The 15,883-nt window shown below is 69.8% G+C and carries 16 protein-coding genes; 11 read left to right on the top strand and 5 right to left on the bottom strand.

What is annotated here, in order from left to right; translation table 11 throughout:
- From FXO23_RS51200 to FXO23_RS52375, 7 genes are all read left to right on the top strand, one after another.
- On the top strand, positions 1–185 hold a 185-nt coding region (locus FXO23_RS51200; protein ID WP_218952298.1), incomplete at its 5' end, for a hypothetical protein.
- A 32-nt stretch (positions 186–217) separates the two neighbouring features.
- Complete coding sequence (locus tag FXO23_RS40165; RefSeq protein WP_158892277.1) at positions 218–796, top strand: TetR/AcrR family transcriptional regulator; 579 nt, start codon at positions 218–220, stop codon at positions 794–796.
- Between the two features lie 71 nt (positions 797–867).
- Positions 868–1,656 (top strand): SDR family NAD(P)-dependent oxidoreductase, encoded by a 789-nt coding sequence (locus FXO23_RS40160; protein ID WP_158892275.1) that lies wholly within the window; start codon positions 868–870, stop codon positions 1,654–1,656.
- 175 nt (positions 1,657–1,831) lie between these two features.
- Positions 1,832–2,503: a FadR/GntR family transcriptional regulator gene (locus FXO23_RS40155; protein ID WP_158892300.1), complete on the top strand. Its 672-nt coding sequence runs from the start codon at positions 1,832–1,834 to the stop codon at positions 2,501–2,503.
- 5 nt (positions 2,504–2,508) lie between these two features.
- The gene (locus FXO23_RS40150; protein WP_158892273.1) at positions 2,509–3,951 is read left to right on the top strand and encodes an amino acid permease; all 1,443 of its coding nucleotides are present in this window, start codon (positions 2,509–2,511) and stop codon (positions 3,949–3,951) included.
- Positions 3,944–4,915: an asparaginase gene (locus FXO23_RS40145; protein WP_158892271.1), complete on the top strand. Its 972-nt coding sequence runs from the start codon at positions 3,944–3,946 to the stop codon at positions 4,913–4,915. Before FXO23_RS40150 ends, FXO23_RS40145 begins: the two co-directional genes overlap by 8 nt.
- Before the next feature lie 130 nt (positions 4,916–5,045).
- Positions 5,046–5,174 (top strand): hypothetical protein, encoded by a 129-nt coding sequence (locus tag FXO23_RS52375; protein ID WP_281356709.1) that lies wholly within the window; start codon positions 5,046–5,048, stop codon positions 5,172–5,174.
- Here the strand turns inward: FXO23_RS52375 and FXO23_RS40140 are convergent.
- The 5 genes from FXO23_RS40140 to FXO23_RS40120 form a co-directional block, all read right to left on the bottom strand.
- Positions 5,155–6,525 carry an MFS transporter gene (locus tag FXO23_RS40140; RefSeq protein ID WP_218952297.1) on the bottom strand — a complete coding sequence of 457 codons (1,371 nt, stop codon included), beginning with the start codon at positions 6,523–6,525 and terminating at the stop codon, positions 5,155–5,157. The two genes, FXO23_RS52375 and FXO23_RS40140, sit on opposite strands and share 20 nt — an antisense overlap.
- 178 nt (positions 6,526–6,703) lie before the next feature.
- Positions 6,704–8,191 carry an arsenate reductase/protein-tyrosine-phosphatase family protein gene (locus tag FXO23_RS51195; RefSeq protein ID WP_218952296.1) on the bottom strand — a complete coding sequence of 496 codons (1,488 nt, stop codon included), beginning with the start codon at positions 8,189–8,191 and terminating at the stop codon, positions 6,704–6,706.
- Between the two features lie 198 nt (positions 8,192–8,389).
- Positions 8,390–9,592, bottom strand: a complete 1,203-nt coding sequence (locus FXO23_RS40130) for a helix-turn-helix domain-containing protein (RefSeq protein WP_218952295.1) — start codon at positions 9,590–9,592, stop codon at positions 8,390–8,392.
- 203 nt (positions 9,593–9,795) lie between these two features.
- Complete coding sequence (locus FXO23_RS40125; RefSeq protein ID WP_158892294.1) at positions 9,796–10,557, bottom strand: phosphodiesterase; 762 nt, start codon at positions 10,555–10,557, stop codon at positions 9,796–9,798.
- A 25-nt stretch (positions 10,558–10,582) separates the two neighbouring features.
- Positions 10,583–11,212 (bottom strand): GntR family transcriptional regulator, encoded by a 630-nt coding sequence (locus FXO23_RS40120; protein WP_158892268.1) that lies wholly within the window; start codon positions 11,210–11,212, stop codon positions 10,583–10,585.
- Positions 11,213–11,264: 52 nt separating this feature from the next.
- Here FXO23_RS40120 and FXO23_RS40115 point away from each other — a divergent pair, with 52 nt between their 5' ends.
- The 4 genes from FXO23_RS40115 to FXO23_RS40100 all read left to right on the top strand — a co-directional run bounded on the left by FXO23_RS40115 (position 11,265) and on the right by FXO23_RS40100 (position 15,882).
- Positions 11,265–12,446 (top strand): aminotransferase class V-fold PLP-dependent enzyme, encoded by a 1,182-nt coding sequence (locus tag FXO23_RS40115; protein ID WP_218952294.1) that lies wholly within the window; start codon positions 11,265–11,267, stop codon positions 12,444–12,446.
- 29 nt (positions 12,447–12,475) lie between these two features.
- Positions 12,476–14,005 (top strand): 4-hydroxyphenylacetate 3-hydroxylase N-terminal domain-containing protein, encoded by a 1,530-nt coding sequence (locus tag FXO23_RS40110; protein WP_246258309.1) that lies wholly within the window; start codon positions 12,476–12,478, stop codon positions 14,003–14,005.
- A 174-nt stretch (positions 14,006–14,179) separates the two neighbouring features.
- Positions 14,180–15,442, top strand: coding sequence for an ATP-binding protein (locus FXO23_RS40105; RefSeq protein ID WP_158892264.1), 1,263 nt, complete (start codon positions 14,180–14,182; stop codon positions 15,440–15,442).
- The gene (locus tag FXO23_RS40100) at positions 15,439–15,882 is read left to right on the top strand and encodes a roadblock/LC7 domain-containing protein (RefSeq protein ID WP_158892262.1); all 444 of its coding nucleotides are present in this window, start codon (positions 15,439–15,441) and stop codon (positions 15,880–15,882) included. The genes FXO23_RS40105 and FXO23_RS40100 overlap by 4 nt, the downstream gene beginning before the upstream one ends.
- Position 15,883: the final 1 nt, after the last annotated feature.

Below are 15,883 nucleotides of genomic sequence, written 5' to 3'. Positions count from 1 at the left end.
ATCTTCGCCGCACCATCGAGCATCGAGTACTCGGTGTGGACATGCAGGTGGACGAAAGAATCCTTCGACACCAGCAAAAACCTCCCCTGAAGATCAACCGAACGACACCCACGCGACCTGGGCTGCCCAGCCTAGCCCGTGCCCCCGACAATCCGGCGGGTGCCGCGCCGACTCGAGATATTTGACCCCTAGTTCCAATACAAGCTACGGTACGCCCATGGCCCGTTCGAAGAGCTTCGACCCCGAGGTCGCCGTCGACCGCGCGCTGGAGGTGTTCTGGACCAAGGGGTACGCGAACACCACGCCGCAGAACCTGGTCGACGCGATCGGCATCGGCCGAGGCAGCCTGTACAACGCGTTCCGCGGCAAGCACGAGCTGTACGAACGCGCCCTGCGCCGGTACTACGAGCGGGAGACGGTCCGGCTGATCGAGGTGCTGGACGGACCGGGCCCCGCGCGGGACCGGCTGCGCGCGGCGCTCGACCTGGTGGTCGACGCGGCGCTCGCGGACACCGAGCGCCGCGGTTGCCTGGTCACGAACGCGGCGGTCGAGTTCGCCGGGCAGGACGAGACCGTGGACCACCTGGTGCGCCGGACCCTGGACCGCCAGGCCGCCGCGTTCCGCAGCACCATCGAGGAAGGCCAGCGCGCCGGGGACATCGACGCCGGTGTCGACGCGACGGCCCTGGCGGACTTCCTGCTCACCACGATCAACGGCATCCGCGTGCTCGCGAAAGCCGACCCGAGCCCGGAGCGGCTCGCCCACCTGGTCGAGACGACCCTGCGCGCGATCTGACCCCCGGTCACCGGGAGCAAGGCCGCTTTGCTGCGGTTATTTTGTAACTCAAGTTCAAGAAAGGAACCGAAGTGGATCTTCAACTCACCGGGAAAACGGCCCTGGTCACCGGCGCGAGCCGGGGCATCGGCCTGGAGATCACCCGCGCGCTCGCGGCCGAGGGGGTGCGGGTCGCCGCCGGAGCGAGAACCGTCACACCGGAACTCGCCGCGCTCCCCGGCGTCACCGCGATCACCGCGGACCTGGCCACCCCGGCGGGCGCGGCGGCGCTGGTCGACCAGGCCGCCGCGGCGCTCGGCGAGTTCGACGTCCTGGTCAACAACGTCGGCGGGGTGGTCCCGGCCAGCATGCGCGCGGCCGGTTTCCTGGACATCGACGACGAGTCGTGGCAGCGGACGTTCGAGCTGAACCTCTTCGGGACCGTGCGGGTCACCCGGGGCGCGCTGCCGAGCCTGCTGCGGCGGCGCGGGGTGATCATCAACATCTCGTCGATCGGCGCGCGGGCGGCGTTCCCGCCGGTCGACTACGGCACCGCGAAGGCGGCCCTGACCAATCTGAGCAAGGCGCTGGCCGAGGAGTTCGGCGGCCGGGGCGTGCGCGCACTGACCGTCTCCCCCGGCCCGACCCGCACGCGGAACTGGTCCGATCCGGGCGGCTACGCCGGTGACCTGGCCCGCGCCGAGGGGGCCGACCTGGACCGGTTCCTCGCCGAGGTGCCCGCGCGCATGGGCATCACCACCGGGCGGCTCACCGAACCGGCCGAGACCGCGGCCCTGGTCACCTTCCTGGCCTCGCCGCTGGCCGGGAACCTCAACGGCGCCGACTACCTCGCCGACGGTGGCGTGCTCAAAACGGTTTGACCTGGACTGTCATGAGGGGACCCCTCCAGACAAGATCTGTCTGGAGGGGTCCCCTCATGAAAGCTCGTTCACCCGTTCGCTTGACAACGCGCGGCGGTGACGATCACGATGCCTCCTCGTGAACCTGTCTGACAGCCGGACAGTCGGACAAGGTCCGCCTCGCCGGGTGAGCGCCATGGAGGCCGTGCTCGCGCACCTCCGCGCCGCCATCGAGCGGGGTGAGTACGCCGTCGGCGACAAGCTGCCCGCGGAGGCGAGCCTGGCCCGGGAGTTCGAGGTCAGCCGCTCGGTCATCCGGGAAGCGCTGCGGGGCCTCCAAGCGCTGGGCCTGACCGTATCGCAGACCGGGAAGGGCACCTTCGTGACGGCCCCCGCCCCGGCCGAGAACCCGACATTCGGGCCGTACTCGGCGCGCGACCTGTTCGAGGTGCGCCGCCACGTGGAGATCCCGGTGGCCGGATACGCGGCGGTGCGCCGCAGCTCCGACGACCTCGACCTGCTCAACCACCTCGTCGCGCGGATGGAGGTCGAGACCGACAACACCGCCTGGGTCGCGCTGGACTCGCTGTTCCACATCACCATCGCGCAGGCCAGCGGCAACCCGGTCTTCGGCAAGGTCATCGAGGAAATCCGGGATGCGCTGGCCCGGCAGTCGAGCTTCCTCAACCAGTTGGGCGGCCGTCGGACCCGGTCGAACATCGAGCACCAGGCGATCGTCACGGCGATCGCGGACCGCTCGGAACGGGCCGCCGTCGAGGCGATGACGGCCCACCTCGATCATGTCGAGGCGGCGTTGAACACCATCGTGCGGCCGGACCGCGCGACGAACCCGAGCGGAGACGAGTAACCACCGTGACCGACCAGACCCTGCTCCGGCAGACGGCCGAGCATGTCGACGCCGGTGACCACGGCTACAGCAAGTCGCTGAAGGCCCGGCACATCAAGATGATCGCGATCGGCGGCGCGATCGGCACCGGGCTCTTCCTGGGCGCCGGTGGGCGGCTCGCGCAGGCCGGGCCCGCGCTCGCCATCGTGTACGCGCTGTGCGGCCTGTTCGCCTTCTTCGTGGTGCGCTCGCTGGGCGAACTCGTGCTGTACCGGCCGTCCTCGGGCGCGTTCGTCTCCTACGCCCGGGAGTTCATGGGCGAGCGCGGCGCGTTCGTCGCGGGCTGGATGCACTTCCTGAACTGGTCGACCACCGGTATCGCGGACACCACCGCGATCGCGCTGTACGCCCACTACTGGAGCCTGTTCAGCCCGATCCCGCAGTGGGTGCTCGCGCTGATCGCGCTGGCCGTGGTGCTCTCGCTGAACCTGGTCTCGGTGAAGCTGTTCGGCGAGCTGGAGTTCTGGTTCTCCATCATCAAGGTCGCCGCGCTGGTGATCTTCATGGCGATCGCGATCTTCCTGCTGGTCACCCAGCACCCGATCGACGGCACCGCGCCCGGGCCGCAGCTGATCGCCGACCACGGCGGCGTCTTCCCGAACGGCGTGCTGCCGATGGTGCTGATCGTGCAGGGGGTGGTGTTCGCCTACGCCTCGACCGAGCTGGTCGGCGTGGCCGCGGGTGAGACCGAGCACCCGGAGAAGGTCATGCCGAAGGCCATCAACTCGATCATGTGGCGGATCGGGATCTTCTACGTCGGCTCGGTCGTGCTGCTCGCGATGCTGATGCCGTGGAGTTCGTACTCGAAGTCGGAAAGCCCGTTCGTCACCGTGCTGTCCCACATCGGCGTTCCGGCCGCCGGTGACGTGATGAACCTGGTCGTGCTGACCGCGGCGATGTCGAGCCTGAACTCGGGGCTGTACTCGACCGGGCGCATCCTGCGCTCGATGGCGATCGCCGGTTCGTCGCCGAAGTTCACCGGCGTGATGAACTCGCGGAACGTGCCCTACGGCGGGATCCTGCTGACCTCCAGCGTCTGCGTGCTCGGCGTGGTGCTCAACTACCTGGTGCCCAAGGACGCGTTCGAGATCGTGCTGAACTTCGCGGCGATCGGCATCCTGGGCACCTGGGCGATCATCGTGCTGTCGCACCTGCTGTTCTGGCGCAAGGCGAAGCGCGGCGAGGTCACCCGGCCCGCGTACCGGCTGCCCGGTTCGCCGGTCACCGAGATCGTCACGCTGGCGTTCCTGGCCACGGTCGTGGTGCTGATGTGGTTCGACAAACCGGCCGGGCGGGTCACCGTGCTCGCGCTGCCGGTGATCGCGCTGGCCCTGGTGATCGGCTGGTTCTTCGTGCGCAGGCGGATCGACACCTCGGTGTTCGACAAGGCGCCGGAAACCCATGCGTAGACCGGCGGAGATCCGCGCGCCGCACCACGCGCCCCTGCTGCACGTGCTGCGCGGCGGAATGACCGAGAGCGTCCACTACGGATCGGTCGTGGTGCTGGCGCCGGACGGGACCACGCTGTTCCAGGCCGGGGACATCGACGGCGCGTGCTACCCGCGATCGGCGGCCAAACCGCTGCAGGCCACCGCGATGACCCGGCTGGGCCTGGACCTGCCGCCGGAACTGCTGGCGCTGGCGGCGTCCAGCCACTCCGGCGAGGGAATGCATCTCGCCGGTGCGGAACGGATCCTGGACTCGGCCGGGCTCGGCGAGGCGGATCTGCGCAATCCGGCGGATCTCCCGTTCGATCCGGTGGAACGGGACGCCTGGGTGTCGGCCGGGCGGGACGCGCGCAGGCTGGCGCACAACTGTTCCGGGAAGCATGCCGCGATGCTCTCGGTCACCCGCCGCCACGGATGGTCCACTGTGGACTACCTGAACGCGTATCACCCGCTGCAGCAGGAGATCGCGCGGACCGTCGAGGACCTGGCCGACGAGCCGGTCGCGCGGGTGGCGGTGGACGGCTGCGGCGCGCCGCTGTTCGCGGTGTCGCTGCGCGGGCTCGCCACGGCGATCGGCCGGATCGCGTCCGCGCCGGACGGCAGCGCGGAACACCGGGTCGCCCACGCGATTCGCCGCCACCCGGAGCTACTCGGCGGCAGCCGGCGCGAGGTCACCCGGCTGATTCGGGCGGTGCCCGGGCTGATCGCGAAGGACGGTTTCGAGGCGGTGCAGGTGGCCGCGCTGCCGGACGGCACGAGCGTCGCCGTCAAGATCTCCGACGGCGGGGAGCGGGCGCGGATGCCGGTGACCGCGGCGGCGCTGGCGCTGGCCGGTGCCGACCCCGCGGCACTCCTGCCGTTCTCCGGCGGCGACGACCTGCGGGTGGTCGGCGACCTCGCCGTCGAACTCGACCGGGCGGCCTGAGTCGAGAGTCCCCCAATGCGGCATTCGGAACCTTCAACGCCCCGAATGCCGCATTGGGGTTTTCTCAGTCGCACGTCCGGAACGGGGGACTCGCGCACCGACACCGGGCACGGGGACGTGTTCGCGCAACGTGTGCGACGGGATCGTCCGGCTACGCCCGGATTCCCCGGCAGTCGGCGCGGTGACCTCCCGCCCGACCAGCTTCGAGATCCTGCACGACGCCGCCCACCCGTCCCAGGTCATCCTCCCGGTGCTGTGACCGATACCTCGTCGAGGTCGCGGCCGCGGGTTTCCGGCAGCAGGAACAAGAACACCAGCGCGGCGATTCCTTCCAGCACCATGATGTAGTAGCCGAGGGCCAGGTTGTGGTGTGCGGCGATGGTCGAAGTCGCCACGATGGGCGTGCTGCCGCCGAAGATCGTGATCGCCAGGTTGTACGCCACGCCGACACCGGAGGCGCGCACCCCGGTCGGGAACAACTCGCAGTACAGCGCGCTCACGTTGGCGTAGGTGAGCGCGAGCAGCAGGTTGCCGACGACCGCCACGAGCAGGTACCGGCCGGGGGTTGGCTGCTGCAGCAGGGAAAGCGCCGGGTAGGCGAACACCGCGAAGCAGGCCGCCTCGAGGACGATGAGCGGCTTGCGCCCGGTCAGCCGGTCGGACAGCATGCCCACCAGCGGGAGAGCCACGATGAACGCCGCCAGCGCGACCGCGCTCAGGGGCAGCGCGGTGCCGAGCGGGAACTTGGCCACGAGGCTGGCATAGGTGGGCAGGAAGACCTGCCAGACGTAGAACGTGACCTGGCTCAGTTGCAGGGCGGCCACGAAGAACAGGCCCGAGCCGTGCGTGCGGATCGCGGACCGCACCGGTTTGCGCACGATCCGCCCGGCGGTCGCCAGCTTGGTGAACAGCGGACTTTCCGGAGCCCGCCGCCGCAGGTACGTCCCGAACAGGCAGAGCCCGGCGCCGACCACGAACGGCACCCGCCAGCCCCACGCGTTGAGCACGTCTTTCGGGAAGAGGCTGGTGACCAGGCTCGCCACCAGCGTGGCGGACAGGATGCCGAGTGCGGAACTCACGTACTGCAGGGAACCCGTCGTCGCCCGGTGTTTCGGCGGGGCATGCTCGACGAGGAATGCCGCTGCCGCCTGGAACTCCCCGGCCTGGGACACGTTCTGCATGCCCCGGCCGACGATCAGGAGCACCGGAGCGACCCAGCCGATCGTCTGGTACGTGGGGGTCAACCCGATCAGCAGCAGACCGGAGCCCATGATGAACAGGGTGCGCGAAAGCAGCCGGCCGCGTCCGTGCCGGTCGCCGTACGGGGACAGCAGCATCGAAGCGAGGGGGCGCACCACGAAGGAGACGCCGACGACGATGCCATAGGTGTACAGCAGCGCGATCGCCCGGTTGCCGGTCGGGAAGAACTGCTGGGAGAACACCGGCGCGAGCAGGGTGTAGATCGCGGAGTCGTAGAACTCGATGAGGTTTCCCGCGGCTCCGGCGACGAGTGCCCGGCGGGAGAACCGGGGGCGTTCGGTCTTCGAGGACCGGCCGAGCCCGGCCGCGGTTTCGGCGTTGTCCACGATTGCCGCTCCGATCGACTTCATGGGACGCTGGCAGCGGGTGTTGGTCCAGACCAATTGTTGCCCGCTGCACACGATGGCCGAAACGGCCGACCGGCCCACCCAGTAAGAGATGAGTTCCAGTGAAAGGCGCTACTCGCGGGTCACTGACACCGGCGGTGGCACCATGCCGAACCACGCACTGGGGCGGCGTCCGGCCGGGCTAGCTTCCGGTCGTGGCCAGCCGCCGGGTGATCGCGTGCCGGATGCGGTCGGCGCAGCGCCGGTATTCGGGTTGGGGTTGCCCGTGCGGATTGGGGATGTCGCCCTCGAGGTCGAGGCGGGTCGTCTTTCCGGCGGCATCGGGGGCGAGGGACACCACGGCCAAGCGCTGCGCGGTGGTCATGCAGTACACCGCATCGGCCTTGCCGATCATCTCGGGAGTCAGCCGGCGGGCTCGGTGCTGGTTCGCGGGTATCCCGAGTTCACGTAGCGCGGTCATCGCCTCGGCGGGCATGGGCGCACCGGGTTCGGCGTCGAGGCCCGCGCTGAGCACCCGCCGACGATCGAGAACGGTGCGCGCGATGGCTTCGGCCATGGCCGAGCGGCAGGTGTTGCCACCGCACACGAACAGCAGCAACGGCCGGGCGGCGTGGGCACCGGCGCGCCGCCCGGCCGTGACGAGGGCCGGATAGCTCAGCGCGAGAATCGCGAGGAGGACGAAGCCGGTCGCGACGAGCTGGCCGCCGCCGGGTGCCGCGATACCGGTCAACCAGGTCAAGCCGAACGAGGCCACGAGGCCGGAAACCAGGCTCGCACAACGGTTCGCCGGTACGCACCAGGTGTATTCGCGAGGGTCGAGGTAGATCAGCGTGCCGTACACGTACAGCGCCGAATAGAGCAGGCCGATGCCGAAGGCGGGCAGCACCGCCGGGGTGGACAGGAACGTGGTGAACCCCTCGCGCAGGGCACTGGACACGGGACCGGCGCCCAGCAGCGCCAGTGCCGCGCACAGCACGAACTGCCAGACGGCCGCGCAGACCGCTTCTTCGGCGAGGTAGCGCCGGTCGGTCCGTTCGTCGCCGGTCTTGGCGACCCGGCTCATGATCTCGAACCGGCCGAGGTAGCCGAGGAAGTACCCGGCGAGGCTGAGCACGGCGGCGAGGGTGAGCCGATGGTCGCTGACGTCACCGAGCGCCGTGAGCACGGCGAACAGGCTCAACACCAGCGCCGCCCACGAGTGGACGCGGACCGTTCGGCGGCGGATGGTGTCCACGATCGGCGAGAGGACCAGCACTCCCGCTCGCATCATCAGCAGCATGAACAGGATCGAGACGCCGGTGAACGTGTAGTTCAGCGTGGTCGTCGCGATGACCAGCGCCATGCAGAACCCGGTGAGAATCATCGCGGGACCGGGGAACCGCGTCGCCCTGCCGAGCAACCGGCGGGTGCCGAGATAGCGCCACCAACCGGAGATGATCAGGAACAGCGGGACACCGGCCAGGGTGCCCAGCGCCGCGGCCGGTAAGAGCACCAGCCCACCCACGCGGGAATCCATGCCGGGTAACAGGCCGGACGACAATGCCTTGGTCAGCGCCGCATAGGGCGTGTACCAGAAGAAATAGCCGAACGCCAAACCGAGCACGCCACCGGCGAGCCACCAGGACCGCCGGGACGGCAGGGAAATCCTCGGTGCACCGGTCGTGGACATCGCGGTCTCCAATCCGTCCGCTCCGAACGCCCGGGAAAAGGCCGCGCTGATTCCGGCCCCGAATGGGCGCAGCGGAAATTGAGGTAACGCCTCGCAATTAGGCACTTTCAGGCTAAGCGCGTTCCCCGCGAAAAACTCACACCGGACGTGGTACGACGCTGCGCCCCGCGATGTGCCGGTCGCCCGGCGCGTCCAGGTTCAGCGGAGCACGCCGATGCGGTCGGCGAGCGGGCGGAGTTCGATGCGGGTGACCGGGCTCTCCCGGCGGAGCAGTTCCCGCACCATCGCGCGGACCTCGACGTTGAACCGCAGTTCCTCGGCCGACTCCTGCTCGGCGCGCAGCAGCAGATGGATCGCGGCGACGTCCTCCGCGCGAATGCTGTAGGCCCTGGCGAGCTCGACGTAGTGCGAAAACCGCCGCTCCACACTCGGGACCGTGGTGATGTCGTAGCGCTGGGCCTGGCGGATCGCCTCACCGGGTTTGGAAAGCTCGACGGCGAGCCACATCCGGTAGATACCGACGTTGGTCGGGCCGAAGACGGTCCGGAAGTCGTTGCGCTCACCGAGTCGCGCCGCCACGTCTTCGGCCGTGTCCAGCGCGCTCACCACCCCGTGCTCGTCGCCGAGCCGCGCGAACTGCACGGCGCGAAGCAGGTGCAGGGCGCCGAAGACGCTCATCCGCTCGGGCGAACCGTCCGACAACGTCGGCTCCAGCTTGGCGGCCGCGTCCCGGGCAAGCTCCTGCACCACCTCGACATGCCCCTGCTCGGCCAGGATCATCCCGACATTCCAGGCCGCCGCCGCCCGGAAGTCGAGGTCGTCGGCCTTGATCGCGGCGGCCATGGCCCGATCGGCGGCCAGCAGCGACACATCGTGCGCACCGACCCGTTTGGTGAACGCCCTGGCCAGGAAGTAGAGCATCGACGCGGCGCGCAGCAGGCAGGCGCGCTCGGGCCCGTCGATGACCGGAATGGTCGCCCGGACCTCGGTGATCAGACCGGGGAGCATCGAACCGACCTGCGTGAACGGGCGCCGCTCCTGCCAGATGGTCCACGTCGTCTCGACCGCCCGGTGCAGCCTGGCGACATCGGGCTCGGCGGCGAGACGCGGATCGAACGAGGTCATCGCGGCCCGGATCGCGGGCACCGTGGCGTGCTCGGCCGGCTCGTCCGGCAGCTCGCCAACGGGCAGCCCGGTCAGCTTGTACAGGTCCCGCACCCGGAGGATCCTGGCGATCTCGATCCAGTCGGAAAACGCGGCCACCTGCCGCTCGCCGGATTCCCACTTCCGCCACGCCGACGCCGTGCACCCCTTGAGCTGCGCGCACTGCTCCTGCGTGAGCCCAGCCCGCCTGCGGTACAGCCGGATGCGCTCGCCGGGCGGCAAAACAGGATCGACCACCACCAGAGCACCTCGCAAGGCCGGAAATCCGCAGCGACCCTACGACGCCGCTGGCGGGGCCGGGAAACCCTTCGGCCCCGATCCGGCATTAGTGTAGTAACGATCCGCTATTGCTTTTCGCGATGAGATAAATTGTGGGGGAATTCCCATCCTCTCGTGGGCGCTCGGCTCAATAGCGAAAGTGCGCGCGCTTTCGGGGCCGGTCAGGGGACGACGCGGTAGTGGGTGGTGAGGCGGCCGGTGTCGTCGAGGACGTGGAAGGCGATCGCGGGCGGCTGGTCGTAGTCCAGCGGGCCGCCGTCGGCGAACGCGCGGTTTCCCAGGTGTTCCCAGGGGAGTTCGAGCGTGGAGACCACCCCGGGCGCCACTCGCAGCGGGCGACCGGCGAACGTCGTGGCGGCCGGGGTGTGCGCGTGCCCGCACAGCAGCGCGGCGACGTTCGGGTGGCGTTCGATCACCCCGGCCAGCCGGTCCTCCCCGGTCTGCCGGATGGCGTCGATGAGGGGCTGGTGCAGTTCCACCGGTGGGTGGTGGAAGCAGACGAACGCGGGGAGATCGGCGTTTTCGGCGAGCACACCGTCCAGCCAGGCGAGCGTCTCGTCGTCGAGGAAACCGTCGCCCTGCCCGGGAATGCTCGAATCGCACAGCGCGAAAACCGCGCCCCCGGCCGCCCCGAACTGGTTGATCGGCCCCTCCGCCGCGGGCTCGCCGAGCAGGAACTCCCGGTACTGGGGCCGCTTGTCGTGGTTCCCGGGGCAGTGGAAAACGGGGTAGGGCAAGGAAAGCAGCGCCCGCGCCTGGCGGTACTCCGCGGCGAGCCCGTGATCGGCGATATCCCCGGTCACCAGCACCGCGTCCACCGGGCTCGGCAGGTTCTTCAGGTAGTCCAGCACGCGGCTGGTCCGCTCGGCACTGCGTTCGCCGCCGTCGAGGTGGATGTCGCTCACGTGCGCCAGCACGATCATGGTCCCGCCCTTCGTCCGGTCCGCGTCACTCGGCCGCACCGAGATACGCGGACGCCTTCACCCAGTTCTGCACGAGCCACTTGGTGGCCTCGGCCAGGTCACCGTCCCGGATCGCGGCCGAGACGCGCCGGTGTTCCCCGATGCTCTCCCGCGCCCGTTCCACGCCACCGAAGTAGAGCACCTCGTACCGCTTGAGCAGCGGCTTGGTCTGCGCGATCAACCGGAGCAGCTGCGGATTCGCGCACCGCGACAGCAGCAGCCCGTGCCAGCGGTCATCGAGTTCGGACGGCTCCTCCCCCGCCTCGACCGCCCGGTCCATCTCGTCGGAGCACTCGTCGAGCAACCCGGTGAGGCTGCGCAGATCCTGCAACGCGGTCCAGCGCACGGCCAGCGCCTCCAGCTCGGCCACCAGCGGGTAGAGCCGCCGCGCCTCCTCCAGATCCAGCGGCGGAACCAGGAATCCCCGGCCCGGCGCGGAAACCAGCAGGCCCTGGTCGGCGAGCCCGATCAGCGCCTCGCGCAACGGGGTCCGGCTGACACCCAGCTCGCCCGCGAGCCGCACCTCGTTCACCCGCGTGTTCTCCGGCAACCGGCCGTCCAGCACGCGAGCGGTCACCTCGGCGGTGAGGTCGCGCCGCAGTGGGTCCCTGGTCATCGCGGTCGGCTCCAACGTTGCATGCAAAGTGTTCGTACTGTATTCAGATTACATGTTCAGTATGCAGGATGTGCGCCGCTCCCGGGACGAGACGCCGGGCTGCGGCCTGGTGACCCACTTCAACAACGCCGGCGCCGCGCTGCCGCCCGCGATCGTCACCGACACGGTCGTCGAGCACCTGCGCGCGGAGTCGCGGCGCGGCGGGTACGAGGCCGCCGCCGAAGCCCGGCCCCGGCTGGACGCCGTCTACTCCTCGATCGCCACCATGCTGAACGCGGACGCCGACGACATCGCGGTGACCGACCACGCCACCCGGGCCTGGCAGGCGATCTGCTACGCGATCCCGTTCTCCGCAGGCGACCGGATCCTCACCTGCCGCTCGGAGTACGGCAGCAACGCGATCGCCTACCTGCAGATCGCCCGGCGCACCGGGGCGACGGTCGAGGTGATCGAGGACGACGAGACCGGGCAGCCGGACGTCGAGGATCTGCGGCGGCGGATCGACGGCCGGGTCAAGCTCATCGCGATGAACCACGTGCCGACCCAGGGCGGGCTGGTCAACCCGGCCGAGGAGGTGGGCGCGGTCGCCGAGGCCGCCGGGATCCCGTTCCTGCTCGACGCCTGCCAGTCCGCGGGGCAGCTCGACCTGGACGTGCGCCGGTTGCGGTGCGACGCGCTGAGCGTCACCGGCCGGAAGTACCTGCGCGGACCGCGGGGCACCGGTTTCCTCTACGCGCACCCGCGGCTGCGCGAACGGCTCGAGCCCGCGATGCTCGACCTGCACTCGGCCACCTGGACCGCGCCGGACGAGTACCGGGTGCACGCCTCGGCGCGGCGGTTCGAGTGCTGGGAGAAGGACATCGCGGGCACGCTGGGTCTCGGCGCGGCGGTCGATTACGCGCTCTCCTGGGGCCTGCCCGCGATCGAGGAGCGGGTGACCGCGCTCGCCGCGCGGCTGCGCGCGGATCTGCGGCAGCTGCCCGGGGTGACCGTGCACGACACCGGCGCGCGGCAGTGCGGGATCGTCACGTTCAGCGTTTCCGGGGTGCCCGCGCGGGAGATCAAGGATCGGCTGGCCGCCGCGAAGATCAACGTTTCGGTGTCCTCGCGCACCTCGGCCCAGTACGACTTCACCGGCCGGAACCTGCCCGATCTGGTCCGCGCCTCGGTGCACTACTACAACACCGAGGACGAAATCGCCCTGCTGCTCTCCGAACTCGACACGGCACGATGAGGGGTGACCCCCTGGGAGAGGAGCACAAGGTGACCGGCGCGGAAGCGAAGACCACACGTCCCCTGACCGGCGACGAGTACCTGGAAAGCCTGCGTGACGGGCGCGAGGTCTTCCTCTACGGCGACAAGGTCGACGACGTCACCACGCACCCCGCGTTCCGCAATTCGGCGCGGATGACCGCCCGCCTCTACGACGCGTTGCACGATCCGGACCAGCGGGACGTCCTGACCGCGCCGACCGACACCGGCAGCGGCGGTTTCACGCATCCGTTCTTCCGCACCCCGCGCAGTGCCGACGATCTGCGCGCCGACCGCGACGCGATCGCCGCCTGGGCCCGGATCTCCTACGGCTGGCTGGGCCGCAGCCCGGACTACAAGGCGGCCTTCCTCGGCACCCTCGGCGCGAATTCCGAGTTCTACCAGCCCTTCGCGGACAACGCGCGCCGCTGGTACGCCGAATCGCAGGAGCGGGTCCTCTACTGGAACCACGCGATCATCAACCCGCCGGTGGACCGCGACAAGGATCCCGACGAGGTGCGGGACGTCTACCTGCACGTCGAGGAGGAACGGGACGACGGCCTGATCGTGTCCGGCGCGAAGGTGGTCGCCACCGGTTCGGCGATCACGCACTACAACTTCCTCGCGCACTACGGCCTGCCGATCAAGAAACGGGAGTTCGCGCTGGTCTGCACGGTGCCGATGGGCGCGCCGGGGATGAAGCTGATCTGCCGCAACTCCTACGCCGCGGTCGCGGACGCCACCACCGGCCCGTTCGACTACCCGCTGTCCTCCCGGTTCGACGAGAACGACACGATCTTCATCCTGGACCGGGTCAAGATCCCGTGGGAGAACGTGTTCATCTACGGCGACGCGGAGAAGGCGAGCACGTTCTTCCCCGGCTCGGGCTTCCTGCACCGCTTCACCTTCCACGGCGTGACCCGGCTCGCGGTCAAACTCGACTTCCTCGCCGGGCTGCTGATGAAGGGCGTGGCCGCCACCGGCACCAAGGACTTCCGGGGCATCCAGACCCGGGTCGGCGAGGTCATCGCCTGGCGCAACATGTTCTGGGCGATCTCGGACGCGATGGCCGCGCATCCCGACGAGTGGAAGGGCGGCGCGGTGCTGCCGCACCTGGACTACGGGCTGGCCTACCGCTGGTTCATGACCATCGGCTACCCGCGGGTGCGCGAGATCATCCTGCAGGACCTGGGCAGCGGCCTGATCTACCTGCCCTCCAGCGCGGCCGACTTCGCCTCGCCGGAGATCCGGCCCTACCTCGACCGGTACGTGCGCGGCTCGAACGGCTACGACTCGGTGGAGCGGGTCAAGCTGATGAAGCTGATCTGGGACTCGATCGGCAGCGAGTTCGGCGGCCGCCACGAGCTCTACGAGCGCAACTACTCCGGCAACCACGAGGGCGTGCGGGCCGACCTGTTCTTCACCGCGCAGCAGTCCGGCGCCGCGGCCGCGATGACCGGCTTCGCCGAGCAGTGCCTGGCCGAATACGACCTGGACGGCTGGACCGCGCCCGACCTGATCAACCCCGATAGTCCTTTGTAGACAATCAAGGGAAGATCAAGTTCAGACACTACACGCGCAGTCGAGGTGACGGCCAGCGACCGCGTCGGAACTAGTTGTGGACATCCCGGGCGACGTCTGATTGCATGGCTGTCGTTGTCGCCGATCGTTGTGTCGGCCAACTGGACCCGTACGCGACGAGGAGTGGTTGACGACATGGCGACGCGGGCACGGGAGCTGCTTGATCGTTCACGAAGCCTGTTCGGTCGTTCCCGCACCGCGGCTGCGCAGTTCCTCGGCACCCAGCGCCCGGACCCCGCCCCGCGACCGGCGCCCACCCCGCCGCGCGCCCTCGAACCGCCGCGACCAGTGGAAATGACCTCCGAGGACGCGCTGATCGCCATCTGTTCCAGCGTCGCGCTGCGGGACCTCAACCTGGTCGACTCGCTGCTCGCCCAGCTGGAGGAGATGGAGGCGAAGGAGGAGGACCAGGATCGGCTCGCCGAGCTGTACCGCCTCGACCACCTCGCCACCCGGCTCCGGCGCAACGCGGAGAACCTGCGGGTCCTCGCCGGTCGCGACGCCAGCGACACCGCGTCGGACACGGCGTCCCTGGTCGACGTGGTCCGCGCCGCGATGTCCTCGATCGACCACTACGCCCGGGTCACCATCGGTCGCGTGGTTTCCCTGGGCGTGGTCGGATTCGCCGCCGAGGACCTCAGCCGGCTGCTGGCCGAACTACTCGACAACGCCACCGGCCAGTCGCCGCCGAACTCGGCGGTGCGGGTGAGCGCGCACCTGACCGAGCAGGGCAGCGTGCTGGTGCGCATCGAGGACGAGGGCATCGGGCTGCCGGGCGAACGGCTGGCCGACCTCAACGCCCGCCTGGACGCCGCGCCGGTGCTCGACCACGATTCCGTGCAGCACATGGGACTCGCGGTGGTCCGCCGCCTCGCCGGGCGGCACGGCATGCGGGCCCGGCTGGAACGCCGGATGCCGCACGGCACCACCGCGACCGTGCTGCTCCCGGCCGAGCTGGTCTGCGAACTCCCGGAAGCGAGCTGGTCGGGCACCCAGACCGTGGTCTTCCCGCAAACCAACGGCAGCACCCGGCCCGCACCGGAACCGCAGCCGGTGGCCGCCGCACGGCCGTCCCGCAACTCGCTGGCCGCCCTGCCGCGGCGGAGCGAGGCGGCCACGCACAGCGCGCCGCCGCTGGCGCGTCGCAAACCGTCCCCCACCCCGACGACGGACGGCGTCACCCGGGGCGGGCTGCCGCGCCGGGTTTCCCGCAGCATCAAGGGCTCCGCCGATCAGGCCGAGGGCTCCGCGGCGCCGGACCCGGCGCCCGAAACCGACGTCCAGGCCGGTCACGACCAGCTGATCGCCGACCTGGGCGCCTTCGCCGACGGCGAACGGGCCGCCCGGGGAGAAAACACCAGCACCGACACGAAACCAGCCAAGGAAACCGAGCAGTGACGGCCGCCGAGAAAAGCGCAGACAAAGACGACTTCACGTGGTTGATCAACGACTTCGTCCGGAAGGTGCACGGCGTCAGCCACGCCCTGATCATGTCGTCCGACGGATTCCCGCTCACCGCGTCCGAAGGGGTGAGCGGGGAGGCGGCCGAGCAGCTCGCGGCGATCTCCAGCGGCCTGCTCAGCCTCGCCGGCAACAGCGCGACCCTGTTCGACAAGGGAAACTGTGAGCAGATCATCATCCGGCTCACCCGCGGGTACTTCCTGTTCATGGGCATCGGGGTCGGCGCCGGGCTTGCCGTGCTGACCGGCCCGGAATGCGACATGAAGGTCGTCGCGTACGAGATGACGCAGTTCGTCACCAACGCCGGCCACGTACTCACCCCCGAGATGCGCGCCGATCTCCGCCGCGTGCTGACCGCCCGCAGGCCGCAGGCCTGAC

The sequence above is a fragment of the Amycolatopsis anabasis genome, assembly GCF_009765355.1.
GTDB classification, from domain to species: domain Bacteria; phylum Actinomycetota; class Actinomycetes; order Mycobacteriales; family Pseudonocardiaceae; genus Amycolatopsis; species Amycolatopsis anabasis.
This window is presented reverse-complemented; position numbering and strand designations above follow the sequence as displayed.

Excerpts from the sequence above, each read along its gene's own strand:
- FXO23_RS40165 (WP_158892277.1), top strand. The coding sequence starts at position 218 with ATGGCCCGTTCGAAGAGCTTCGACCCCGAGGTCGCCGTCGACCGCGCG.
- FXO23_RS40155 (WP_158892300.1), top strand. The coding sequence starts at position 1,832 with ATGGAGGCCGTGCTCGCGCACCTCCGCGCCGCCATCGAGCGGGGTGAG.
- FXO23_RS40145 (WP_158892271.1), top strand. The coding sequence starts at position 3,944 with ATGCGTAGACCGGCGGAGATCCGCGCGCCGCACCACGCGCCCCTGCTG.
- FXO23_RS40140 (WP_218952297.1), bottom strand. The coding sequence starts at position 6,525 with ATGAAGTCGATCGGAGCGGCAATCGTGGACAACGCCGAAACCGCGGCC.
- FXO23_RS51195 (WP_218952296.1), bottom strand. The coding sequence starts at position 8,191 with ATGTCCACGACCGGTGCACCGAGGATTTCCCTGCCGTCCCGGCGGTCC.
- FXO23_RS40125 (WP_158892294.1), bottom strand. The coding sequence starts at position 10,557 with ATGATCGTGCTGGCGCACGTGAGCGACATCCACCTCGACGGCGGCGAA.
- FXO23_RS40120 (WP_158892268.1), bottom strand. The coding sequence starts at position 11,212 with ATGACCAGGGACCCACTGCGGCGCGACCTCACCGCCGAGGTGACCGCT.
- FXO23_RS40115 (WP_218952294.1), top strand. The coding sequence starts at position 11,265 with ATGTTCAGTATGCAGGATGTGCGCCGCTCCCGGGACGAGACGCCGGGC.
- FXO23_RS40105 (WP_158892264.1), top strand. The coding sequence starts at position 14,180 with ATGGCGACGCGGGCACGGGAGCTGCTTGATCGTTCACGAAGCCTGTTC.